Source organism: Streptomyces sp. NPDC058086, from assembly GCF_042885015.1.
Classification (GTDB): Bacteria; Actinomycetota; Actinomycetes; order Streptomycetales; family Streptomycetaceae; genus Streptomyces.
Genome location: NZ_JBHVST010000008.1, coordinates 1 through 23,290, shown reverse-complemented (window position 1 = coordinate 23,290; position 23,290 = coordinate 1). Strand labels below are relative to the sequence as shown.

The following is a 23,290-nucleotide window of genomic DNA, read 5'->3' as shown; positions in this document are numbered from 1 at the left end:
GTACACCGGAGGGGTGGGGATTGTCAGTGGCGCGTGTTGTCATGGAGCCATGATCGAAGACATCGAAACCATCGACGAGTTTCTCGCGCACCGCACGTCCGACGTCGAAGAAGCGGTCCGGCAGGCGGCCGCCGCCGAGATCATGCCGCGTTTCAGGCAGCTGACCGCGGACGAGATCGACGAGAAGAGCGGCCCGCACGACCTGGTCACGGACGCCGACCGCAAGGCCGAGGAGTACCTCACCGAGGCGCTCGCCAAGCTGCTGCCCGGCTCGGTCGTGGTCGGCGAGGAGGCGGTCCACGCCAATCCGGCGACGTACGAGGCGATCCAGGGACAGGCCCCGGTCTGGATCGTGGACCCGGTCGACGGCACCCGCCAGTTCGTCCACGGCGACACCGGTTTCTGCACGCTCGTCGCGCTCGCCGTGGGCGGGGTCGTCCAAGCGTCCTGGACTTATGCCCCGGCCCGCGACCAGCTCGCCGTCGCCGTGCGCGGCCGGGGTGCCCGCCTCGACGGCGAACTGCTGCGCCCCGGTGCGCCCACGCCCGGCCGTGACCTCGAGATAGCCACCTCCCACCCCGACTACACCACCGACGAGCAGAAGCGCGCTCTCCTCGGACTGCGCACCGAGGGCGTGCGGCCGCGTCCCTGCGGTTCGGCGGGGCTGGAATATCTGGCCGTCGCCCGTGGCGAGTTGGACGCGACGGCCTTCTCCTGGGAGGCGGCCTGGGACCACGCGGCGGGCCTGCTCCTCGTCGAGGAGGCGGGCGGCGCCCACCTGACCCTCACCGGCGAACCCTTCCGCATCACGGGAGGCAACACGCTCCCCTTCACGGCGGCCCGCGACGAGGCCACGGCCCGACGGGTACGGGGGTTGCTGACCGCCGGCCTCTGACCCCACCGATGCCCGCATGGGCTTGGTCGGGGCCAAGCAGTACGAGCTTGCTGCCGCCGACTGCAACGGGAGCCCGACGGTTTCCGGGAGCGGCGTGAGGCGGTCGGTTCCGAGAGCGGCGGGCGGGTGCCTGGGCCGACGGCGGCGCGCGACGGCCGGTCATGCGGATGGCATGGGGCTGACCGGGTCGACGGCCACGCGAGTGGCCGCGTGTCCCGGGGGTGCCTGAGGGCCCGAGGGCCGTGCGGGGCCGGCCCATCCCGAGGACGGCGAGAGGCCCGAGGGGGCCGACGGCCGCGTGAGCCGGCCGCCGCTCAAAGCGCCGGGAGCGCGACGATACCGATGGCTGCGCGGGGGCAGCCGCCTGGCGCCGACGCCCCGAGTGAACTTGCCGCTGCTGACAGCGGCCGAAGCCCGGCGGCTGCGGCGGAGGTGGAGGTGGAGGCGGAGGCCTGACGTCGCCGACGGCCGCACGAGCGGCCCGAGGCCGACGACGGCCGGGGCCGGTGGGCAACCCACGGCCCCCGACGCGACCGCCCCCGACGCGACCGCTTAGGCGTGGGGGCCGCCGGAATCGACGGTGCCGGACCGGGCGACCTCGGGCCCAAGAACCCCAGACCCAAGCCCTCCGGACCCCGGCGGCCGTCCGGATCCTGGCGGCCGTCCGGATCCTGGCGGCCGTCCGGATCCTGGCGGCCGTCCGGACCCTGGCGGCCGTCCGGACCCTGGCGGCCCTCCGGACCCCGGCGGCCCTCCGGATCCCGGTGGCCGTCCGACCCCGGCGGCCCTCCGACCCCGGTGGGTTCTGGAGCCGCGCGGCCCTTGGACCCCGGCAGGTTATGGATCCCGGCGGCCTTCCGACCCGGGCGGGTCCCGGACCCCGGCGACCCAAGGCCCGCCGGGTCCCCGGACCCGTCGGCGCCGGACCCGTCGGCGCCAGACCCCGCCGAGGACCCCGACCCCGCCGCCTGCTGAAGGCCCCGCCCCCCCGGGCGGCTCCGGGAACCCGGGGTCGGTCGGTATGGGGGATGGCCGGTGTTGTCGGGCAACGGTGCCTTGGTGAAAGCCCCCGTTCGCCGGACGACTCCCCGTCTCCCAACCCCCCGCGCCATCAAGGCTGTCAGTCCCCCGGCATATCCTGATGTCCAGTGGCCGTCGGCTGACAAAGGAGTCCGAAGGTGCCGTCGATGCTCGATGCCGTCGTAGTGGGTGCGGGGCCGAACGGACTGACGGCTGCCGTGGAGCTGGCCCGCCGTGGCTTCTCCGTGGCCGTGTTCGAGGCACGGGACACCGTGGGCGGCGGCGCCCGCACCGAAGAGCTGACACTCCCGGGCTTCCGGCACGACCCCTGTTCCGCGGCCCACCCCCTCGGCATCAACTCACCCGCCTTCCGAGCGATGCCCCTGGAGCGGTACGGCTTGGAGTGGCTGCACGCGAAGCTCCCGATGGCGCACCCCTTCCCCGACGGCACCGCGGCGGTGCTCGCCCGCTCCGTGGCCGAGACGGCGGCCTCGTTCGGCCCGCGCGACGCCGGTGCGTACCGCAGACTGGTCGCCCCCTTCCTCCCCAAGTGGGACACGCTGGCCCACGACTTCATGTCCCTGCCACTGACCACCCTGCCCCGCGACCCGGTGACGCTCGCCCGCTTCGGTCTGGCCGGGCTGCCGCCCTCGACCTGGCTCATGCGGCGCTTCCGCGACGAGCGGGCCCAGGCGCTGTTCGCCGGTCTCGTCGCACACGTCATGGCCCCGCTCGACGGCATCGCCACGGGCGCCGTCGGCCTGGTCTTCGCGCTGGCCGCGCACGCCCGCGGCTGGCCCGTCGCGCGCGGCGGCTCCCAGTCCCTCTCCGACGCGCTCACCGCGTACCTCAAGGACCTCGGCGGCACCGTCCACACCGACTACGAGGTGAAGCGTCTCGACGACCTGCCGCCCGCCCGCGCCTACGTCTTCGACACCTCACCCGCCGCGCTGTCCCGCATCGCGGGCTTCGGGCGGTACTACGAGGACTATCGCTACGGGGCGGCCGTCTTCAAGATTGACTACGCCCTGGACGGCCCCGTCCCCTGGACGGCCGAGGAGGCACGCACCGCCGGGACGGTGCAGGTGGGCGCGAGCCGCGCCGAGATCGCCACCGCCCTGCGCGCGGCCTCGCGCGAGGGCCGGGCGCCGGACGCACCCTTCCTGATCACGGTGCAGCCCAGCGTCGTCGACCCCTCCCGGGCCCCCGAGGGCAAGCAGGTCTTCTGGGCGTACGGACACGTTCCGAACGGCTGGACGGGTGACCTCACGGACGCGATCGAGCGGCAGCTGGAGCGCTTCGCGCCCGGCTTCCGCGACCGCGTACTGGCCCGCGCCACCGCCGGCCCGCGCGAAATCGCCGCGCGCAACGCCAACTACGTGGGCGGCGACATCGGCTGCGGCGCCGCCTCCGGACTCCAGCTCCTGCTGCGCCCCAAGCTCTCCCTGTTCCCGTACAGCACGCCGCACCCGGCCGTCTTCATCTGCTCCTCGGCCACCCCGCCGGGCCCCGGTGTGCACGGCATGTCGGGGCACAACGCGGCGAAGGCCGTGTGGCGGCGCCTGCGCCAGTCCTGACCAGGGGCGGCCGCCAGTCCTGACCAGGGGCGGCGCAAGCCGTCACATCCTTACCTCGTTTCACAGGAAGAAAGCGCTGTCACGCGTCTCGACAACGTTCCGCCACGGCCCGATCATGCGATGGGGCCGTGGCATGACCGTGACAGGAGACTTCCACATGATCAAGCGCAGATCGGTGCTGGCCGCGGCGGGTGGTGCGCTGCTCGGCAGTGCGCTGGCCACGGGCACCGCTCGGGCCGACGCGACCGTCGGAGTCAACCCCGGTACGACGTACGGCAGTTGGGAGGGCTGGGGCACCTCCCTCGCCTGGTGGGCCAATGTGTTCGGCGCCCGGGACGACTTCGCCGACATCTTCTTCACCACCAAGTCCGTCGCGTACGGCGGCAAGACGCTGCCGGGCCTCGGCCTCAACATCGCCCGCTACAACCTGGGCGCGTCCAGCTGGAACACCGTGAGCGGCGCGAGCATGGTCGCCTCCGCCAACATCCCCGCGTTCAAGCAGATCGAGGGGTACTGGCAGGACTGGAACAACGAGGACCCCACCTCCTCCGCCTGGGACTGGACGGCCGACGCCAACCAGCGGGCGGCCCTGGTCAAAGCGACCCAACGCGGCGCCGTCAGCGAGCTGTTCGCCAACTCGCCGATGTGGTGGATGTGCCTCAACCACAATCCGTCCGGCGCGTCAGACGGCGGCAACAACCTCCAGTCCTGGAACTACCGTCAACACGCCTCCCACCTGGCCGCGGTGGCGCTCTACGCGAAGAACAACTGGGGTGTGAGCTTCAGTTCTGTCGACGCGTTCAACGAGCCCTCCTCCAACTGGTGGACGGCGACGGGCACCCAGGAGGGCTGCCACATGGACGCCACCGTGCAGGCGGCCGTCCTCCCGTATCTGCGCAGCGAGCTCGACAAACGCGGTCTGACCGGCACCCTGGTCTCCGCGTCCGACGAGACGAACTACGACCTGGCCCGCACGACGTGGAACTCCTTCAGCTCGACCACGAAAGCCCAGGTCAACCGAGTCAATGTGCACGGGTACCAGGGCTCGGGCGGTCGCCGTGACCTCCTCTACACCGACGTCGTCACCACGGCGGGCAAGCGGCTGTGGAACTCCGAGACGGGCGACTCCGACGCCACCGGACTCACCCTGGCGAGCAACCTCTGCCTGGACTTCCGCTGGCTGCACCCGACCGCGTGGGTCTACTGGCAGGTGATGGACCCCAGCACCGGCTGGGCGATGATCGCCTACGACCAGAGCACCCTCCAGCCGACGACCGTCCAGACCAAGTACTACGTGATGGCCCAGTTCAGCCGGCACATCCGCCCCGGCATGACCATCATCGACACCGGTGTCGGATACGCGGCGGCGGCCTACGACGCGAGCGCGAAGCGCCTGGTCATGGTGGCGGTCAACTCCGGCGCCGCGCAGAACCTCACCTTCGACCTGTCCAAGTTCAGCCAGGTCACCGGGGGCAGCGGCGGACTCGTACGACGCTGGAACACCGCCACCTCCGGCGGCGGCGACCTCTACACCGCCCACTCGGACACCTATCTGAGCGGCAAGACGCTGACGGCGGCCTTCTCCGCCGCGTCCGTGCAGACCTTCGAGATCGACGGAGTGGTCGTCTGACAGTCGGTTATCGCGTGGCGGCCGGAGCGCGATGCGGCGAGGATCGAAGACCGCATACGAGGAAGCCGAGGCCGTCATGACCGCCATCACCCTGGTCCAGGGAGACATCACCCGTCGGAGCGCCGACGCGATCGTCAACGCGGCGAACTCGTCGCTGCTCGGCGGGGGAGGCGTGGACGGGGCCATCCACCGCCGTGGCGGCCCCGCCATCCTCGCCGACTGTCGCAAGCTCCGCGCCTCGCACTACGGCAAGGGCCTGCCCACGGGCCGGGCGGTCGCCACCACCGCGGGCGAACTGGACGCACGGTGGGTGATCCACACGGTCGGCCCGGTCTTCAGTCGTGAGGAGGACCGCTCGGAACTCCTCGCCTCCTGCTACCGGGAGTCGCTGAAGGTGGCCGACGAACTCGGCGCCCGCACGGTCGCCTTCCCGGCCGTCTCCGCCGGTATCTACGGGTGGCCGATGGACGACGCCGCCCGGATCGCGGTGGAGACGGTACGGGCCACGCAGACGGCCGTCGAGGAGGTCACGTTCGTCCTCTTCGACGAGCCGGCGTACGAGGCGTTCGCCGCGCAGGTCCGCTGACCACCCCTTTCTCGCGGCGGGGTCCGGCCCGGTTAGGGTGCGGGGATGCGGCGGATCTTGGTGGTGGGCAGTACCGGTGCGGGTAAGTCCACGCTCGCCCGGAGCCTGAGCGGCCGCCTCGGACTGCCGTACCACGAGATGGACGCGCTGTACTTCACCGGCGCCGGGTGGGCCGTGAACGAGAAGCTGAGCGAGGACGTGCTGCGGATCACCGCCGAACCCCGCTGGGTCATCGACTCCATCGGCTATCCGGAGGTCCGTGACCTGATGTGGGACCGGGCCGACACGGTGATATGGCTGGACTATCCCAAACGGGTCGTCCTGCCCCGCGTCCTGCGGCGTTCCGTCCGCCGCACCGTCACACGCGAGCCGCTGTTCGGTGGCAACAGGGAGACCTGGACCGGCTGGCTGAGCCGGGAACACCCCGTCCGGTGGGCCTGGTCCCAGCACGCGAACCGGCGCCGCGAGATCACCCGCCGCACCGGCGACCCCCGCTTCGCGCCCCTCGAAACGCTTCGCTTCGGTCGCCCCGGTGCCACCGCGGCTTGGGTGAAGTCCCTGTAAGGGAGCCGGGCTACTCGAGCCGTGACACCTGATAGTGGTTGATGTACCAGGACTCCCCCACGCGTCGCACCAGTACGCCGAGTTTGACGTTGAGGGTGGGGCGGTCGGTGAAGGAGAAGTCGACGCTCAGATAACCGAGTACGAGGTCGTCGGTGAGGCGTCTGGTCTCGAGAATCCGGTACGCGGCGGCCATGCCGATGGGCTGGGAGGCGTAGTACGCCGCGACGCCCGGCCTTCCGACGCTGTAAGGGTGCAGCCCCTGGAAGATCGCGTCCTCGGTGAACCGGGCGGCGACCTGGTCCGGCTCGTGCCCGTCGACGGCGGCCTTCCACTGGTCGAGGACGCCGCGCAGGATCGCTTCCGAGTCGCTGTCCGTCGTGCTGTTCATCAGGATTCTTCCCTTGTCGTGTTCCGTCAGTGACCGGCGCTCATGCCGCCGTCGACGTGGAGGATCTCGCCGGTGACGAACGGGGCGTTCTCCAGGTAGATCACGGCATCGACGATGTCGCTCGTCTCGCCCATCCGGCCGACCGGGTGCAGCCCGGCGAGGGCCTCGTGGGTTTCCTCGGCGTGCATCGGGGTCTTTATGGTGCCCGGCGAAACGGCGTTGGCGCGGATGCCGCGCGTGGCGTACTCGATGGCGAGGGACTTGGTGGCGGACTGGAGGCCGCCCTTGGTCAACGAGGCGAGTACGGAGGGCACGTTGGAGTTGGCGTTGTCGACCAGGCTGGTGGTGACGTTGACGATGTGGCCGCCGCCCTGGGCGAGCATGTGCTCGACGGCCAGCTGGGTGATGCGGAAGAAGCCGTCGAGGTTCACGCCGGTCACGGTTGCGTAGTCGTCCTGGGTGTAGTCGCCGAAGGGCTTGGCGACGAAGACGCCGGCGTTGTTGACCAGGGTGTCGATACGGCCGAACCGCTCGACGCCTGCCGCGATGACGCGTTCCGCGGTGGCGGGGTCGGCGATGTCACCCTGAACGGTCACGATGCCCGCGTCGTCGGCGGGAGCGATCGTGCGCGAGGTGGCGACGACGGCGTACCCGAGCTTGCGGTAGGCGTCGACGAGGCCCGCGCCGATGCCCTGCGAGGCTCCGGTGACGACGGCGACCTTCTGGTTCTGAGAGCTCATGGTGATCTTCTCCGAGTTCCGTGATTCCGTGATTTCGCGATGAAGCGGGGCTTCCTCACCGATCGCCCGGGGTGCTAGCCGACCGGTCGACTATTTGGAAGTTAGGCGGGGTGGAGTGGAGAAGTCAAAGGTCGACAGGGGTCTGGCCAGGACCGAAATCCTCCCTGCTGGTAGGCGCGGCCTCCCAGTCCAGGTCAGGGGCCGTGCCCCTACCGGTGCGGATCCCCGTCCGGCAGCCAGGCGCCCGGGGTGCGGATGCCGAGGTCGCCCACGCCGTCGCAGAGGGCGTCGACGACGGCGAGGACGGCCGGGCGGTCCTCGCTCTCGCGCCAGACCAGCGACCAGGTCCAGTAGATCTCCGGTGCGGTGACCGGGCGCTGGACCAGATCGGGCGGCAGCGGGGTGGTCTGGCCCTTGGGAGAGTTGATCACCGGGCGGCTGCAGCGACGGACGTGATCGAAGAACGCCGGTCCGGTGATGCCGCCGTTGGAGATGCGTACCGCGCGGGCCCCGGTGTCCTGGGCCAGCTCTTCGGCGTAGACGTTCCAGGACGACCAGGAGGTGGTGTCGTCGTCGAGGAGGACGGCGGTGTCCCGGGCGGCCACGTCGCTCGTGTCGTCGCCGCCTGCGACGGCGTAGAGCCGGTCGGCGCCGATGAGCCGGGCACGCAGGCCGCGTTCTTCCAGGTCATCGGTCCGCACCCAGCACACCGCGAGGTCCAGACCGCCCGCGGCGACCCGGGCGGCCTGGGTGTGCGAGGGCGCGACCCATGCGTCGAGGTGGAGTTGGGCCACGGTGGCGGTACGGGCGGTGAGGTCCGACGGGAGCCAGTTGACGTAGCCGAGCCGTACCGGTTCTGATCCGGACAGTCGACCGGCCCGCCGCTGGAGGTCGTCGGCCCGATCGAGCAGGGCGCGGGTGTGGGGGAGCAGGGCCGAGCCGGCCGCGGTGAGGGACACGGAGCGACGATCGCGATCGAACAACCGCACGCCCAGGTCGCGTTCGAGTGCCTTGATCTGCTGGGACAGAGAGGGACCCGCGATCAGCAGGCGCTCGGCGGCCCGGCCGAAGTTCAGCTCCTCGGCGACGGCGACGAAATACCGCAGTTGGCGCAACTCCACGCTGGTCATGCTACGTCGGTGCGAGGCCGCGCCTCCCAGCAGGGAGGAAGCCTGTCGTGGCATCGCCCCGGTGGCAGGCGGACGATGGAGCTCATGGAAGCCCGACGCCGGACAACCTCAGCGGTCCTCCGGCCGGCCACCATCACCCCACGCGGCGTTCCGGAGCCCGCCGGACGCCCCATCGAGCGGAGCAGGACGATGCGAGAGTTCCTGGTCGAGATCACCACCACGATCCCCGAGGGCACCACCCAGGACGAGGTCGACCGGCGGCGCGCCGCCGAGGCGGTCCGTGCCCGGGAACTGGCCGCCACCGGCAACCTGGCGCGGTTGTGGCGTCCGGTCGGCGAGCTGCGCAGCATCGGCATCTGGTGTGCCGGTGACGAGGACGAGCTCCACGAGAAGGTGCTCGGCACACTGCCGCTGCGCCCCTGGATGAGCCTCACCGTCACCGCGCTCGAGTCCCACCCCAACGACCCGGGCCGGACCGACGCCGCGCAGTGACGGCAGGGACCGGTGCCTGGCACGCACCAGGACCTGACACGCACCGGTGCCTGGCACGCACCAGGACCTGACAGGCACCAGTGCCTGACACGCACCAGGACCTGACATGGACCAGGACCTGAGAAGGATCACGACCCGACATGGACTTCGTCATGAGCGTACGACCCCTGCGCGCCTCCACGGCCCGAGGTGCCGGCGCGCCGCACTCACCCTGGGGGCACGTGGCCCGGGTGGCCGCGGCACTCGCCGCGGGCATGGGAGTCGGCCGGTTCGTCTACACCCCGATCCTCCCGCTGATGCACGCCGGGGCGGGGCTGTCCGGCGGCACCGGCGCGAACCTGGCCACCGCCAACTACATCGGCTATCTCGTCGGCGCGCTCGTCGGCATCCTGGCCCCCGCGGTGGTCCGCTCGCGGGCCCTGCTGCGCACCTCCCTCGTCGTGCTGACCGGCACCCTGGCCGCGATGCCCGCCACCCACGACACCGCCGTGTGGTTCGCGCTGCGGCTGCTGGCCGGGGTTGCCAGCGCTCTGATCTTCGTCATCGCGGTCAGCTCGCTCCTCGGCCACCTGCGGGAGTACCCGGCTCACCTGCCCGGATGGGCGTTCGGCGGGGTCGGCGCCGGCATCGCCCTGTCGGGTCTGCTCGTCCTCGTACTGCGCCCCGTCGCCGACTGGCGGGCCGCCTGGTGGGCCTCGGCCGCACTCGCCGCGGTCCTCGCCGTCGCCTCGTGGAACCTCCGTCCCGAAGCGCCTCCCACGACAACACAGGCCGCCAAGGCCACCACAGTCACCGCGGCAACCGCGGATTCCAGCCGCGGGCCGCGCACGCATCCTTGGTTCACCGCCCTGTTCGCCTCCTACACACTGGAAGGCATCGGCTACATCATCGCGGGCACCTTCCTGGTCGCCGCGATCGAACAGAGCTCCCCTGGACCGCTCGGCGGCGGCGCCTGGGTGCTGGTCGGTCTGGCGGCCGTGCCCTCGTCCGCGCTGTGGGCCCGGCTCGGGCGCCGTTGGTCCCGCCCCGACCTGCTGCTCGCCGCGCTCGTCGTCCAGGCGGTGGGCATCGCCCTGCCCGCCCTGATCGGCGGAGCGTCGGCCGCCCTGGTCTCCGCGGTGCTGTTCGGCGCGACGTTCATCGGGGTCAGCACCCTGGCCCTCGCCACCGGGGCCCACCTGGAGTTCCCCCGCTCCGTCGCGCTCCTGACCGCCGGATACTCCGTCGGCCAGATCCTCGGCCCGCTGGTGGCCGCGCCCCTGCTCCACCACGGCTACCGGCAGGCCCTGATCCTGGCCGCTTCCGTGGTTCTCGTGGCCGCCGCGGCCGCCGCCGTGCTGCGCATCGGCTTCCCGCACCACATGGTGGTAGTGCGAGCCACCGCCCCGGTACGACAGCCCGCACCGACGGAATCCGCCGCGGACGCGGGCAGCCACCGATGACTCAGACGTGGAGTCCGTCATGACCACACCGCGGGACCTGTTGATGATCGCCATGGACGTCCCGTCCAGCCGGCCCGTCGAGCAGGGCGACCTGTCGCTGGCCCTCGCGGGAGCCGAACTGGTCGACCTCATCGAGGCCCAGGCCATCACGCTGGAGGACGACCGCATCGTGCCCGGCGCGCAGTGGACCATGGGCGACCGTCTGTTGGACGGGGCCGTGGCGTCGCTGGTGCGGCAGACGCCGTACGAGTCCGTGGACGACTGGCTGTGGCGCCGCGGCCGTGGGCTGTCCGCGGCGTATCACGCGGACCTGGAGGCGGAGGGGCGGCTCGCCCGGCCGCGCTACCGCTGGATTCCCTTCGGCGGCGGCCGTACGGAAGCGGCCGACTCGCCGGACCGCAGCCACGCGGACGAACGCTGGACCTCGGGCGAGCCCATCCTGACCGTCCTCGCGGCCGCCGTGGGCATCCACGACGAGTCGACCGAGGAGGCCGCGGGGCTCGTCGACGACTCGGTCCTGACCGTTCTGGCCGCCGTCAACGGCGCGGTGACGGAACTGGAAGCGGTACGGCAACGGCGAAGCATCGAAGACGCGGCCTTCGACAACATCTGGCGAGGCGGCGACGGCACTTGAGAAAGGTGAATGTCATAGACAGGCGCACGTTTTCCCGGATTCTCACCGTTGGAACAGCCGGAGCCTCGCTGCCGGTGCTCCCGGTGATATCGGCATCCGCTTCGGCTTGTCCGTCGGCCCCGGTGGCCGAGCCCGGAACGCACACCTCTTTCGGCCCGCTCAGCAGATCCGTGCCGGAGAGCTGAACATGGGATATGCCGAGGCCGCCCCGCTCACGGCCCCGCGGTCGTCCTGCTGCACGGCTGGCCCTACGACATTCACAGCTATGTCGATGTGGCTCCCAGGCTCGCCGCGGCGGGCTACCGGGTGATCGTGCCGTACCTGCGCGGTCACGGCACCACACGGGTTCCGTTCGGACAAGACGCCAAGGGTGACCCGCGATTCGACCGTCTGGAAAAGCGGCTTGCCGAGAGCCCCGCCATCTCGCTGCCTACGATCACCCTTGACGGCGAACTGGATCCCTTCACGCCGCCGGGAAACGGCGCTTCTTATCGCGGTCGTTTCACGGGCGCGTACGACCATCGGACGTTGAAGGGCATCGGTCACAACCTGCCGCAGGAAGCCCTTGAGGCATTCGCCGAGGCGGTCGTCGACGTCAACGCCGTCTGAAAGCTGAAACCCTCTGAATGGTGTCGTGGCGGGCGTCAGGCGCCTGCCACGGCCTCCTGCGGGGCGCGGGCACCGAGCAGGGCCAGGCAGTTCGCCCACAGGGGGCTGAGCCGCCGGGTGTTGTTGTAGAGCTTGGCGAACAGCACCTGACCCTCCAACTGGGCGACCACCGCCCGTGCCGCTTCCCGGCTGTCGAGGGTGGTGACCTCCTCGCGCTCACGAGCCTCGGTGATGACCGACTCGACCATCTCGACCTGCGCGTCGAAGATCTCCTGCAGGCGGGTGCGGATGGGCTCGGTGTGGTTGCTCATCTCCAGCGTGAGGTTCCCGAACAGGCAGCCGGACACGGTGCCGCAGCTCTGCTGGCCGGCGCGCTGGTCGGCCTCCGTCTCCTCGAACAGCATCGACCGCGACACCCAGCGGCGCGGTCGCGCGGCCGTCCACACGGAGTTCGGACCCGCCCAGGCCGTCGTCGCGGGCAACGCCCTGTTCTTCTCCTGGTTCACGGCGCTTTCCGAGTGCCGTCGCCTGGGAGTCTCCGCCGACCGTGTCGAACGCGCCGTGGCCGTGCAGGCCGAGGCCGGGGTGGCGATCTGCCGGGGCGCCTTCGACGAACTGGCGATGCGCGGTGACCTGGAGCTGGGCGTCGACGCGTATGTGGCGATGGCCCGGGCGAAGACCGCCGTGCTGCTGGCGGCCGCCTGCCGCGTGGGCGCCATCCTCGGCGGTGGTGACGCCCCGACGACGGAACTGCTCGGCGACTTCGGTGACCACCTCGGGATCTGCTTCCAGATCCGCGACGACGTGCTGCCGTACGACCCGATCGCCGCGCGTGCCATGGGCAAGCCCTCCGACAGCGACGTACGCAACCGCTGTCCCACGCTGCCCGTGCTGATCGCCCACCGTCGCGCGGACCCCGAGAGCCGCGCGGTGCTGCGTCACGCCCTGCTCGACGAGACCGAACCGGCGCTCGCCCTGTGCCGGATCCGCGCCGTGCTGGAGCGGACCGGAGCCCTGGACACCGCGCACGCGATGGCCGACGACTACGCCCGCAGGGCCCGTGAACTCCTCACCCGGCTGCCTGCCACCGCCCACGTGGCCCACGTCCGCGCCCTGGCGCTCCTCACCCGACCGGCGCACTGAGGCGTACCGGATCACCCAGGAGCCTGAGAGGGACGCCTGCGCGGAACGACCTGGAGGCATGATCGCGCGTTCAGGATGCGTTCAGGCTGCGGCTGCCGCGTTGATCGGCGTGGCGCGCAGGCATGCGCAACACTGAGCCGATGGACACGCGCCCTCCTTCGGCCGTGGCCTTGGGGGGACGTCGTTGCACCCCCCCAGGAGCAAACGTTGGACAAGACGGAATTCGTCGCCGACCCCCAGGTCGCCGACCCCGGCACCTCCGTGATGAAGAAGCTGCCAGAGGTGACCCTGGCCTTCTGGATCATGAAGATCGCCGCGACGACACTCGGCGAGACCGCGGGCGACCTGTTCGCGCAGACCCTCAAACTGGGCTACTTCCTCACCACGATCCTGCTGTTCCTGGTCTTCGTGGTCACGCTGGTCGTACAGCTCAGGTCGCGCCGGTACAACCCCTTCTTCTACTGGACGGTGATCCTTTCCACCAGCATGGCGGGCACCACGATGTCCGACTTCATGAACCGTGACGCCAGCACCAAGTACCTCTCCGGCGGGGCCACCTCGCTGGGCTGGGGTCCGCAGGGCCTGGGACTCGGATACCCCGCGGGCGCCGCGATCCTGATCTCGCTGCTGGTCGTGATCTTCACCGTCTGGAAGTTCACCGGGATGACGTTCGTCATCCGCGACATCGTGACCTTCAGGGCCGAGGCCCTCTTCTGGTCGGCGATCCTGGTGTCGAACACCCTCGGCACCTCGATGGGCGACTTCCTGTCGGACAGCTCCGGGCTCGGTTACGCGGGCGGCGCGCTGCTCGTCGCCGGGCTGCTCGCGGTGCTCGTCGCGCTGATGCCCGTCGCTGCGGTGCCGAACGTGGTGCTGTTCTGGATCGCCTTCGTCCTCACCCGCCCGCTCGGCGCGACCGCGGGCGATTTCCTCACCAAGCCGACCGCCAAGGGTGGGCTCGACCTCGGTACGGCGGGTTCGTCGGCTGTGCTGTTCGCGCTGCTCGTCGGTCTCATGGGCTACGCCCACCTGCGCGAGCGCAGGACGCTCGCCACCTGAGGCCCCCTCCGCTACCCCGGCAGGCTCTCGCCGAGCAGGCGGAGCAGATCGCCGGTGGCGTCCAGCGCGCCGAGCGCGGGCAGGGCGCCGAGGGCGAGGACGGCCACGCCGATGGGCCACAGGTTCGGCGGCGGGGGAGTCTGCAGGGCGGCGATCCGGCGGGTGACCGCGTGTTCGGAGAAGCTCAGGGCGCAGCCCGGCCGGGCGCGTTGGGAGACGAGGGCGGCCCGGGCGAGGGCGCGGGCGGTGGTGCGGCGGTCCCCGACGCGCCGCGCGGCCTCCTCGTCGGCCCAGCGCTCCATCAGGAAGGCGACGATGGTGCGCACGGGTGCGAGCACCGGGTTGGCGGCGGCGGCCAGCGTCACCGCGGTCGACAGTACCGAGTGGCGGTGGGCGAGATGGGCGCGCTCGTGGGCCAGCAGTACGCGCCGCTCCGCCGGTTCCAGCGCGCCGAGCATGGCGGCCGTGACCAGGATCCGCCCCGGCGTGCCGGGGATCGCGAAGGCCCGGGGCGTCGAGGAGGCGGCGACGATGAGTTCGCTGTCGGGCGGATGTCCCTCGCACAGCCGCTCGAGGACGCGGCGGGTCGCGTAGTGGGCGCGCAGGGCGCGAACAAGCCGGAAGCCGATCAGCCACAGGAGCATGATCGCGGCGACGGCGATCGCCACCGGGACCGGTTCGGGCAGCCGCCGCCCGTCCTCGCCGGCCTCCGTGGCCACGTGCGGCGCCTCGTTGACCAGGGTGGCGGCGAGCAGGAGCAGCGCCCAGGTGGAGGCGGTGGCGGCCAGTACGGCGGCGATGGTGAGGACCCGGGCGGCCAGCGCGGGGGAGACCTTCAGGCCCACCTGCGGCGCGACGGCCGTCAGCAGCAGCGGCAGGATGAGGGGGATGTAGACGTCGATCCTCACGTCCCGCTCCCCCCGAGGAGATCCCGCAGGGCCTCTTCCTCGTGGGGGCTCAGGCCGGTGACGAACTGCTGGAGGGCCGCGATCGGGTCGGGCCCCCGGTTCAGCGCCTCGTGCATGGCCTCGGCGGTCAGTTCGGCGGCGTTCTTGGCGGGCCGGTACGCGCCGCGCCGGCCGTCGACGTCACGCAGGACCAGACCCTTGTCGTACAGGCGTTTGAGGATGGTGTGAACGGTGTTGTAGGCGAGGTTGCCGCCGATCTCACCCTGGATCTCGGCGGGGGTGAGGGCCTCGTCGGTGGCCCAGAGGGCGGCGAGGACTTCGCTCTCCAGCTCGCCGGCGCTGCGTCGTTCCGCTCTGCCGTGGGGGCCTGTGCGAGCCATGTCCATCACCTTACAGCGCGTAGGGGTGCGGGGGTGGTGGGGGCGTACGAGTGCGCCCAGGGCGGTACCACGGCGTGCCCCCGGGCCGCATCCCTGGCATCCCCTGCGTCCCCGCTCGATCCACGGTAACTTGGCCGTGTTTTGCGCAACTTCCTCCTCCACCCTACGTCTTGTAGGGTGGAGGGCCCTACAGATTGTAGGGTGAAGGGTGGATGATGGCCAAGACTGTGAACCGTCCGTTCGTCGGCGTCGATCGGCACAGTCCGACCTCGACGGGGCGCATCTCCAGACGGCCGCACGGTCAGCAGTGGCTGGCCCTGGTCGCGGGCGCCTTCACCCTGGCCCAACTGCTCCTCGTACGGCCGGGCATGGGGCTCGGCTGGGACGAGAGCGTCTACGTCAGCCAGGTCGGCTCACACGTCCCCGCCGCCTTCTTCAGTGCCCCGCGCGCCCGCGGAGTGTCGCTGCTGGTGGCACCGATCGTGTCCTGGTCCTCGTCCACCGCCCTGCTGCGCGTCTATCTCGCGGTGCTCTCCGGGCTCGGCCTGTTCGTGGCGCTGCGCGTCTGGCGCGGACTGTTCCCGATGCGGGTGCTGGCGGCGGCGGGCGCCCTGTTCGCCACGCTCTGGGTGACCCTCTTCTACGGCCCACAGGCCATGCCCAACTACTGGGTCGCGCTCGGCGCCCTGGCCTGCGTCGGCTGCTTCGTGCGCGCCCAGGCCGACCGCTTCGACCGGGCGGCGCTGTGGGGCGTGGGCCTGAGCGTCGCGCTGATGGCGTTGATGCGGCCCACCGACGCGGTCTATGTGACCCTGCCGCTGCTCTTCCTCGTCGTGTGCGTACGCCGCTGGCGTCGCCCGAAGCTGCTGGTGGCGCTCGTCGCGGGTCTGGTCGCCGGCGCGGGCGAGTGGGTCGTCGAGGCGTACGTCAGCTACGGCGGCCTGGCCCAGCGGCTCTCCGACGGCTCGAAGGTCCAGGGCGGCCTGGGCTGGAACATCGCCGTCGACGACCAGCTGCGCAGCCTCGGCGGGCGCGTCCTGTGCCGTCCCTGCACCGGAGCGATGCCCGCCCCGCCGGTGATGCTGTGGTGGTTCGCGCTGCCCGTCGTGGCCGTCCTCGGAGCGGTGATCGCCGTCAAGGCCCGGCGCGGGGTGAACAGCCTGCTGCTCCTGGCCTGCGCCGCGACGGTTGGCTTCCCGTACCTCTTCCTGATCGGATACGCGGCGCCGCGCTTCATGCTGCCCGTGTACATCCTGCTGGTCATCCCGGTCGCCGACGCCCTGATCCACCTGGTGACCGCGCCCGGCGGCGGTCGGCGACCGGTGGCCGCCACCCTGGTGGCGCTCGGCCTGGCCGGGCATCTCGCGGTGCAGTTCGCGGTGCTGGAGCACACCGTGCACGGCACCACCGTCTCCCACCAGGACTGGGCCGACACCGCGACGCAGCTGCACCGACTGGGGGTGAAGCCGCCCTGCATGCTGACCGGCAACGAGGACGTCCCGATCGCCTTCTACACCGGCTGCTCCTCCGTCGACACCGGCGGAAACAACGCCAACACCACCGCCGACGCCATAGTGCGGGCCGGACAGCGGATCCCGGTCGGCGTGCTCACCACACCGGACGCAAAGCCACCCGCGTACGCCAGCACGTGGGAAGCACACCGCGTCGGCCATCTGATGGCGTACGTCGCCCCCGCCGTCCAGGCAGGCGGGTGACATGACCATCCTTCCGCCCGGCGCCCCGACGACAGCCGTGACAGCCGCGAGCAGGCGGGTCTCCCTGCATGCCGCGGTGACCCTCGCCATGGTGGTGGGCGCGGTCTGGCTCGGCCGACGCCACTGGCCGGTGATCGCGACCGGCGCCGGCCGGCTGGCCGTCGCCGACCGCGGCTGGCTGCTCGTGGCGGCCGTCGCCACCGTGGCGACCTGGGTGTGTTCGGCGCTCGCCCAACAAGGGGCGGTGACCCGGCCGTTGCCCGCCCGGCAGCTGGTGGCCGTGCAGTTCGCCGCCTCCGCCGCCAACCATGTGCTGCCCGCGGGCCTCGGCGCGGGCGCGGTCAACCTCCGCTTCCTGACCCGGTGCGGTCTGCCGGTCGTCCGGTCGGCGACCGCGCTCGGCGTGAAGGCCACCGCCGGGGCCGTCTCGCGCGGCTTCCTGATCGCCGTGCTCGCGCTGGCCTGCCCCGGCCTGCTCCGCCTGCCGCACATCTCGGCGACAGCGGTCGCGATCGCGCTCGCCGTGCTGGTCACGGCCGCTGTACTACTGCGCGGACCGTTGCTGCGCGCACTGCGGGCCGTGCTGGCCGACGTCCGCGCCGTGCACGAGGTCCCGGCGCGCGCGGCCGCGCTGTGGGGCGGCTCACTGGCCTTCGCCGCGCTGCACGCCACTGTGGTCGTCGCGGTGGCCCAGGCCCTCGAACTGCCGCTGCCCCCGGCCCAGGTGGCGCTGGCCTACCTCGCCGCGAGCAGCGCCGCCGTGCTCCTGCCCACGCCCGGTGGGTTCGGTTCCCTGGACGCGGCGCTCGCCGTGACACTCACGCTGGCCGGAGCGCCGGGCAGAGCGGCGGCGTCGGCAGTTCTCGGCTACCGGCTGCTGACGGTGTGGCTGCCTCTGATCCCGGGGCTGCTGGCACTGGCCGTACTGGCCCGCCGCAAGGTCCTCTGACCCTTCGGCGCGGCCCCGCTGTCTGCGCTCGCCGAATGCCTTGGCATCTCAGGGCGGTTCAAGCCGGTAACCGTGCCCCCGCAGGGTCGTGATGCGCGGTGTCCGGGACGGACGGGACGCCGTGTCCGTCAGCCTGCGGCGCAGTCCCGCCATGGTGACGTCGAGGGTCTTCGTCGAGCCGAACCAGTTCTCGTCCCACACTTCGGCCATCAGCGTCTCGCGCGAGACGGCCGCGCCCACGTTCCGGGCGAGCACGGCGAGCAGTTCGAACTCCTTGGGCCGAAGCGGGATCTCGTCCTCGTGCAGGGTGCAGCGGCGTGCCGTGATGTCGACGACCAGGTCGCCGAGCCGGATCGGCTCCTGCGGCGGCTCGGCGATGGCCCGGCGGCGCAGATGGGCCCGGAGCCGGGCGAGCAGCACGGTCAGACTGAACGGCTTCACCAGGTAGTCGTCGGCCCCGGCGTCGAGCCCCGCGATGACGTCGATGTCGTCGGTGCGGGCGGTGAGGATCACGATGAGCAGCTCGGGAAAGCGGGCGCGCAGCGTGCGGGCCACATCGAGACCGTCCATGTCCGGCAGCCCCAGATCCAGCAACAGCACGTCGTACGACGACCGCGCGGACTCCGCGAGGGCGCCCGCGCCGGTCCGGCTCCACGTCGGCGCGTAGTCGTTGCTGCGCAGGCCCGACTCCAGATGACGGCCGATCGTGTCGTCGTCCTCGACGACGAGGACACGGAGGCGGCTGCGGTCCGGTGCGGCGGGCGTTCGCATGAGGGGCAGCGTAGAGCCGGCGGAGCGCGTGAAGCCGCAGGGAACGTTCACAGGTCGCGGAGCTCCTCCACCGCGGGTCGCCCGGCGGCCCGGCGTACCCCGTTCAGGGCCGCCACCAGCACGGCTGCCGCCGCCGCGAGGGCCGTCAGCGTCAGATAGCCGCCCGGGACGGCGAGACTGGCCGGCGGTGGGTCGAAGACACCGGTCAGGACCTTGACCAGCATCTCCGACAGCGCCCAGCCGATCAGCGCGCCGCCCGCGAGGCCCCCCACGGTCAGCAGGATCGCCTCGGTGAGGACCATGCCCCGCAGCTGCCGGGGCCCGGCGCCGAGCACGGTCGCGATGGCGAAGGTCCGGCGGCGTTCGGCGAGCCCGAGCGCCAGGACCAGCCCGCCCGCCCCGGCCGCGAGCAGCACCGCGAAGGCCAGCTCGATCCGGGTGAGCCCCGCCAGGTCGACCGAGGTCAGGCTGGTGCCGACGGTGCCACGGGTCTGGGTGAGGTCGGTGACGGTGGCACCGGTGCCCAGCCGGTGACGCAGCCGCGCCGCGACCTGCCTCTGGTGCGTACCACCGGTGTCCAGCAGGAACGCGCCCACCGCGTCACTGCCGGTCGCCTTCGCCACGTACGAGGCGTTGGCGACGAAGAAGCTGTCCTTCGGCGCGGTCGGGAACTCCTTGGCGACGCCCACGTAGTGGAAGGGCACCGTGCGCAGCGCCTTGGTCCGGGCGTCCTGGATCCGCAGGTTGACCCTGTCGCCGGGCGAGAGCTGGAAGTCGTTGACGGTCTCCGCGCTGACCAGCAGCCCGTCCGGCCGCTGAGCGAGCCGGTTCATGAGGGTGCGGGCGCCGCCGCCGGAGAAGTACGCGTCCTGGAGGGAGGTGGCCGAGGCGATCGAGTCGGGGCGCACCCCGTAGAGGTCCTGGAGGTCGGAGCCGACGTACGCGAACCGGTGCTGGAGCGGCTCGACCCGGCGTACGCCGGAGATCTTCAGCGCGTCGGCCGCGCTCGGCGGGGTCTGCGCGCCGGGCGGTTCGGTGACCGTGACGTCGGCGCCGTTGGTGAGCCGTGCATCGACCTCGGCCTGCTGCTTGTACGTCGAGTTGAAGGTCGCGGTGGAGATCGCGAACGACACCGCGAGCGCCAGCAGCACCACCGAGCGGGCCAGGGGACGGCGTCGTCGGGAGAGGACGGCGGCCGTTGTCCCCGCCAGGTTCGAGGCGAGCGGCCGCGACAGCCGGGTCAGTACGGGACGGCCGTACGTCAGCGCGAGGAGCGTGAGCCGCCACAGCAGCAGGGCGGCGCCGATCCACAGCAGCGCCGGGCCGAGGAACGCCCAGTACGACACGGAGATGCTCGGCACGCCCTCCGGGGCGAGCACCAGGGCGTACTGGTTGCCGGACGAGGCGCGGAAGACCAGCCAGGAGCAGATCAGCAGGACGAGGTCGAGGCCGTACCGCATCCACCACACCGAACCCGGGCGCCGCTCCTGTCTGCGGGTGTCGGCGACCGTCACCGTGCGCAGATCGCGCAGCGCGGGGAGGAGGACCGCGCCCGAGGCCACGGCGGCGCCGAGCACGAAGGCGAGGGTGTACCAGAGGATCCACGCGCCCCCCGTCGTCCCGAACGAGGCCGATCCGAAGGCGACGCGGCCCGTCAGAGCGGCGATGCCGAGCCCGGCGACGCCACCGGTGACGGCCACCAGGGCGGCTTCGAGGCCGGAGAGGGAGGCGATCTGGCGGGGGCGCATCCCGCGCAGGCGCAGCAGGCCCTGCTCCTGGCGGCGGCGTTCGCCCCCTGCCGCGGCGACCGCGGCGGTCAGCGCGGCGGCGAGGATCGCGCCCGGCACACCGAGGAAGAGGAAGAGGATCTGCGCGTACAACGCGTCCTGGCGGGCGGAGTCGAGGGCGGCGCCGAGGTTGTCGCCGACGATCACGCCGCCCGAGGCGCGGGCCTCCAGGTTGTGGGCGGCGCGGGTCACGGAGGTGAAGGCGGAGGCGGGGTCGGAGGGAAGCCTCGCGTCGCGGGCCGCGTGGATCTGGGTGGTGGCGGGGGCGTGCGCGGTGACGGAGGCGAAGACGGCGGAGGGGAGCAGGACGACGTTGTCCGGGGGCGCGGTGGGCTGGGTCTGGCCGGGGGCGCCGACCCGCTGGAAGAGGGAGTCGGCCTGCGGGAGGTCGACCACGCCGTCCACCCGGACCTGGCGCACGGCGGTGCCGGGGAGCCGGATGCCGATGGTGTCGCCGGGGGCGACGTGCAGGTTGGAGGCGGTCTGCTGGGCCAGCAGGACGCCGTCGGTGCGGCCGGTGAGCGGGCGGATCTCGCCGGGGAAGGCCTGCTGATAGCCGTCGGGGAGGCCGAGGACCATACCGGGGCCGGTCGTCTGTGTGCTGCCCTGCACGGTGGCCGCGAACGCGCCGCTGTGCGCGAAGCCGACCGGGAGGGCCGTCCTGATGCCGGGCGTCTTCCGCACCAGGGACAGGGAAGCGCCCGGGTCGGCGCCGGGCTGGACCTCGACCTGCCAGTCCACGGCGACCGAGCGCACGGCACGCTGTGTCATCGTCGCCTTCGACGCGGTGAGGAAGGAACCGAGCGAGGCGATCAGGGCCACGGCCAGGGCGATTCCGGCCAGGGCGGCCAGCAGCCGGCCGGTGCGGTGACGGGCGAGACCGCCCGCCCAGGCGGTGATCATGAGGCTTCCTCCGTCGTGTCCTGCGGGTCCTCGGTGGTCTGCGCCGTGAGCAACCGGCCGTCGCGCATGGTCAGCCTGGTGCTGAGCCGTGCGGCGACCGCCGGGTCGTGCGTGGTGACGACGAGGGCCGCGCCCGTGCGGTCGGCCGCCGTGAGCAGGGCGTCCAGGACGTGGCCGCCGGTGGTGTGGTCGAGCCGTCCGGTCGGTTCGTCGGCGAGGATCAGCCGTGGGGCCTGGGCCAGGACGCGGGCGGCGGCGACGCGCTGGGCCTGGCCGCCGGAGATCTCCTCCGGCAGCCGCTCGGCGAGGTCTTCGGCGCCGACCTGGGCGAGGGCCGCGCGGGCCGTTCGCCGTGCGTCGGGGTCCGGCACCCCGGCCAGCACCAGGGGCAGCGCGGTGTTCTCGACGACGTCGAGGGCGGGGATCAGGCTGTCCCCCTGGAAGACCAGTCCGATGCCACGCCTGATGCCGGACTCGGGAGCCGACCTGCGATCGTCGGGCTTCGTGCCGGGGCCGATGTCCCGCGCACCGGTCAGGGCGGGCCAACCGACGGTCCCGCTGGTGGGCTGTTCGAGTCCGGCCAGCAGATGCAGCAGCGAGGACTTGCCCGACCCGGAGGGGCCGACGACAGCGAGCCGGTCCCCGGCCCGCACCCGCAGGTGCGCGCCGTGCACCGCCACGACCGCGTTCGCGCCCCGCCCGAAGGTGAGAGCGGCGTCCCGGCAGGCGACGAGTACGTCGCTCGGGACGGCCGTCGGCTCATCCGGAGACATCGTGGGCCCTCCCGTCGTCCAGCTCGATCACCCGGTCGGCGACGCGTACGGCCTCCGCGCTGTGCGTGACGATGAGCACCGCGCAGCCCAGCGCGGCGCGGTCGCGCAGCATCTGGAGGATCAGTCGCTCCGTGCCCCCGTCGAGCTCGCCGGTCGGTTCGTCCGCCAGCAGGACGGCGGGGGAGTTGGCGAGGGCAACGGCCAGCCCGGCCCGGGCCAGCTCACCGCCGGACAGCTGACGGGGCAGCGCGTGCGCCCGCCCCGCGAGCCCCACCTCGTCCAGCAACTCCCGCGCGGACACGGTGGGACGGCCGCGTACGGCGCTGTGCGCCAGCCGGACGTTGTCGCGCACGCTCAGATGGGCGACGAGGTTGCGGGTCTGCAGGAGTACGCCGATGTGCCGGGCCCGCAGCCGGGCGCGCTCGGTCTCCGGCCGGTGGCTGATGCGTACGCCGTCCACCAGCACCTCGCCGCCGGAGGGCTCGTCCAGACCGGCCAGGCAGGACAACAGCGTGGACTTGCCCGCGCCGGAAGGTCCGACGACGGCGACGGTCTCGCCGCGCCGCACCCGCAGGGACACCCCGCGCAGCGCGAGCGTCTCCTCCTCGCCGGCCCGGAAGAAGCGGTACAGCTCCCGGGCGGTCAGGGCGTCGTCGCGGGATGCCTCGCTGGTGCGGACGGGCGAGGTGCCCGGCCGGGTCGGTATGGCGCTCACGGTCACTTCCACGAGAAGGAGTCGGAGACGATGCGCCACGGGTCCACGTTGTCGGCGTTCACGGGCCCGGACAGGGTGAGGTCCACCTCGTGGCCCTGCCGGTAGAACGCGTACCGCTCGAAGGCGTCGCGCACGACCTTGCCGGTGACCGGGTCCGCCGCGGAGTCGCCCTGGTACTTCAGCAGCACCGCGCTTCCGGCGTGCCGGTTCACCTGCGACACCTTGGGTCCGCCGAATTTCGGTACCTGGCCGCGCAGTCGGGGCACGACCCCGGAGTCGACCGAGGTGACCGTGGGCGCCGAGGAGGCGGACGCGGCGGCGATCTCGACGCGGTTCAGCTTGTCCGCGAAGACGGTCGTGCCGCCCTGGCCGGTACGGGCCCAGCCCTCGGGCACCTTCACCGTGAAGGCGCCGCCCGACGGCCGGAAGACGACGTACGCCTGGTTGTCGGGGATGTCACCGGGCGGATTGGACTCGGTG

Annotated in this window: 23 protein-coding genes and 1 pseudogene; 13 read left to right on the top strand and 11 right to left on the bottom strand. The window is 72.1% G+C overall.

All coding sequences use genetic code 11. From position 1 onward, the window contains the following. The first annotated feature begins 49 nt into the window (after positions 1 to 49). From ACFVWD_RS08520 to ACFVWD_RS08500, 5 genes are all read left to right on the top strand, one after another. The gene (locus tag ACFVWD_RS08520; protein ID WP_384910565.1) at positions 50 to 895 is read left to right on the top strand and encodes an inositol monophosphatase family protein; all 846 of its coding nucleotides are present in this window, start codon (positions 50 to 52) and stop codon (positions 893 to 895) included. 1,187 nt (positions 896 to 2,082) lie between these two features. After that, positions 2,083 to 3,492 (top strand): phytoene desaturase family protein, encoded by a 1,410-nt coding sequence (locus tag ACFVWD_RS08515; RefSeq protein WP_389594692.1) that lies wholly within the window; start codon positions 2,083 to 2,085, stop codon positions 3,490 to 3,492. A 157-nt stretch (positions 3,493 to 3,649) separates the two neighbouring features. Continuing rightward, complete coding sequence (locus ACFVWD_RS08510) at positions 3,650 to 5,122, top strand: beta-1,6-galactanase (protein ID WP_389594563.1); 1,473 nt, start codon at positions 3,650 to 3,652, stop codon at positions 5,120 to 5,122. 76 nt (positions 5,123 to 5,198) lie between these two features. Continuing rightward, positions 5,199 to 5,708, top strand: coding sequence for an O-acetyl-ADP-ribose deacetylase (locus ACFVWD_RS08505; protein ID WP_389594562.1), 510 nt, complete (start codon positions 5,199 to 5,201; stop codon positions 5,706 to 5,708). 45 nt (positions 5,709 to 5,753) lie between these two features. Then, the gene (locus ACFVWD_RS08500) at positions 5,754 to 6,272 is read left to right on the top strand and encodes an AAA family ATPase (protein WP_389594561.1); all 519 of its coding nucleotides are present in this window, start codon (positions 5,754 to 5,756) and stop codon (positions 6,270 to 6,272) included. A 10-nt stretch (positions 6,273 to 6,282) separates the two neighbouring features. On the opposite strand, the gene ACFVWD_RS08495 is transcribed toward ACFVWD_RS08500, so the two are convergent. The 3 genes from ACFVWD_RS08495 to ACFVWD_RS08485 all read right to left on the bottom strand — a co-directional run bounded on the left by ACFVWD_RS08495 (position 6,283) and on the right by ACFVWD_RS08485 (position 8,530). Beyond that, positions 6,283 to 6,660 carry a hypothetical protein gene (locus ACFVWD_RS08495; RefSeq protein WP_101401757.1) on the bottom strand — a complete coding sequence of 126 codons (378 nt, stop codon included), beginning with the start codon at positions 6,658 to 6,660 and terminating at the stop codon, positions 6,283 to 6,285. Between the two features lie 26 nt (positions 6,661 to 6,686). Further along, the gene (locus tag ACFVWD_RS08490; protein WP_389594560.1) at positions 6,687 to 7,400 is read right to left on the bottom strand and encodes an SDR family NAD(P)-dependent oxidoreductase; all 714 of its coding nucleotides are present in this window, start codon (positions 7,398 to 7,400) and stop codon (positions 6,687 to 6,689) included. Positions 7,401 to 7,609: 209 nt separating this feature from the next. Next, on the bottom strand, positions 7,610 to 8,530 hold the full coding sequence (locus tag ACFVWD_RS08485) for a LysR family transcriptional regulator (RefSeq protein WP_389594559.1): 921 nt from the start codon (positions 8,528 to 8,530) through the stop codon (positions 7,610 to 7,612). 189 nt (positions 8,531 to 8,719) lie between these two features. Here ACFVWD_RS08485 and ACFVWD_RS08480 point away from each other — a divergent pair, with 189 nt between their 5' ends. From ACFVWD_RS08480 to ACFVWD_RS08465, 4 genes and pseudogenes are all read left to right on the top strand, one after another. Then, positions 8,720 to 9,022: a muconolactone Delta-isomerase family protein gene (locus ACFVWD_RS08480; RefSeq protein WP_389594558.1), complete on the top strand. Its 303-nt coding sequence runs from the start codon at positions 8,720 to 8,722 to the stop codon at positions 9,020 to 9,022. Positions 9,023 to 9,174: 152 nt separating this feature from the next. Further along, a complete protein-coding gene (locus tag ACFVWD_RS08475) occupies positions 9,175 to 10,464 on the top strand; it encodes a YbfB/YjiJ family MFS transporter (RefSeq protein ID WP_389594557.1) in 1,290 nt (429 codons plus the stop codon). A gap of 19 nt (positions 10,465 to 10,483) precedes the next feature. Then, positions 10,484 to 11,098, top strand: coding sequence for a GPP34 family phosphoprotein (locus ACFVWD_RS08470; RefSeq protein WP_389594556.1), 615 nt, complete (start codon positions 10,484 to 10,486; stop codon positions 11,096 to 11,098). Between the two features lie 5 nt (positions 11,099 to 11,103). Further along, positions 11,104 to 11,707 (top strand): annotated as a pseudogene (locus ACFVWD_RS08465) (alpha/beta fold hydrolase). A 35-nt stretch (positions 11,708 to 11,742) separates the two neighbouring features. On the opposite strand, the gene ACFVWD_RS08460 reads toward ACFVWD_RS08465, so the two are convergent. Next, on the bottom strand, positions 11,743 to 12,213 hold the full coding sequence (locus ACFVWD_RS08460) for a TetR family transcriptional regulator C-terminal domain-containing protein (protein WP_389594555.1): 471 nt from the start codon (positions 12,211 to 12,213) through the stop codon (positions 11,743 to 11,745). Here ACFVWD_RS08460 and ACFVWD_RS08455 point away from each other — a divergent pair. Beyond that, positions 12,110 to 12,850 (top strand): polyprenyl synthetase family protein, encoded by a 741-nt coding sequence (locus tag ACFVWD_RS08455; protein WP_389594691.1) that lies wholly within the window; start codon positions 12,110 to 12,112, stop codon positions 12,848 to 12,850. The genes ACFVWD_RS08460 and ACFVWD_RS08455 overlap by 104 nt on opposite strands. 207 nt (positions 12,851 to 13,057) lie before the next feature. Further along, a complete protein-coding gene (locus tag ACFVWD_RS08450; RefSeq protein WP_389594554.1) occupies positions 13,058 to 13,909 on the top strand; it encodes a hypothetical protein in 852 nt (283 codons plus the stop codon). Between the two features lie 11 nt (positions 13,910 to 13,920). Here the strand turns inward: ACFVWD_RS08450 and ACFVWD_RS08445 are convergent, their stop codons facing one another. Together ACFVWD_RS08445 and ACFVWD_RS08440 are read right to left on the bottom strand one after the other, a co-directional pair. Continuing rightward, on the bottom strand, positions 13,921 to 14,817 hold the full coding sequence (locus ACFVWD_RS08445) for a M56 family metallopeptidase (RefSeq protein WP_389594553.1): 897 nt from the start codon (positions 14,815 to 14,817) through the stop codon (positions 13,921 to 13,923). Then, positions 14,814 to 15,197 carry a BlaI/MecI/CopY family transcriptional regulator gene (locus ACFVWD_RS08440; protein ID WP_389594552.1) on the bottom strand — a complete coding sequence of 128 codons (384 nt, stop codon included), beginning with the start codon at positions 15,195 to 15,197 and terminating at the stop codon, positions 14,814 to 14,816. The genes ACFVWD_RS08445 and ACFVWD_RS08440 overlap by 4 nt, the downstream gene beginning before the upstream one ends. Before the next feature lie 215 nt (positions 15,198 to 15,412). Between ACFVWD_RS08440 and ACFVWD_RS08435 the strand changes: the two genes are divergently transcribed. After that, positions 15,413 to 16,912, top strand: a complete 1,500-nt coding sequence (locus ACFVWD_RS08435) for a hypothetical protein (RefSeq protein WP_389594690.1) — start codon at positions 15,413 to 15,415, stop codon at positions 16,910 to 16,912. 1 nt (position 16,913) lies between these two features. Further along, positions 16,914 to 17,861 carry a YbhN family protein gene (locus tag ACFVWD_RS08430; RefSeq protein WP_389594551.1) on the top strand — a complete coding sequence of 316 codons (948 nt, stop codon included), beginning with the start codon at positions 16,914 to 16,916 and terminating at the stop codon, positions 17,859 to 17,861. A gap of 48 nt (positions 17,862 to 17,909) precedes the next feature. Here ACFVWD_RS08430 and ACFVWD_RS08425 read toward each other — a convergent pair whose 3' ends face one another. From ACFVWD_RS08425 to ACFVWD_RS08405, 5 genes are all read right to left on the bottom strand, one after another. Next, the gene (locus ACFVWD_RS08425) at positions 17,910 to 18,632 is read right to left on the bottom strand and encodes a response regulator transcription factor (protein WP_389594550.1); all 723 of its coding nucleotides are present in this window, start codon (positions 18,630 to 18,632) and stop codon (positions 17,910 to 17,912) included. A 47-nt stretch (positions 18,633 to 18,679) separates the two neighbouring features. Continuing rightward, positions 18,680 to 21,322: an ABC transporter permease gene (locus ACFVWD_RS08420; protein ID WP_389594549.1), complete on the bottom strand. Its 2,643-nt coding sequence runs from the start codon at positions 21,320 to 21,322 to the stop codon at positions 18,680 to 18,682. Next, on the bottom strand, positions 21,319 to 22,095 hold the full coding sequence (locus ACFVWD_RS08415) for an ABC transporter ATP-binding protein (protein WP_389594548.1): 777 nt from the start codon (positions 22,093 to 22,095) through the stop codon (positions 21,319 to 21,321). Before ACFVWD_RS08415 ends, ACFVWD_RS08420 begins: the two co-directional genes overlap by 4 nt. Further along, positions 22,082 to 22,801 (bottom strand): ABC transporter ATP-binding protein, encoded by a 720-nt coding sequence (locus tag ACFVWD_RS08410; protein WP_389594689.1) that lies wholly within the window; start codon positions 22,799 to 22,801, stop codon positions 22,082 to 22,084. Before ACFVWD_RS08410 ends, ACFVWD_RS08415 begins: the two co-directional genes overlap by 14 nt. Positions 22,802 to 22,812: 11 nt before the next feature. Next, on the bottom strand, positions 22,813 to 23,290 hold a 478-nt coding region (locus tag ACFVWD_RS08405; RefSeq protein WP_389594547.1), incomplete at its 5' end, for a hypothetical protein.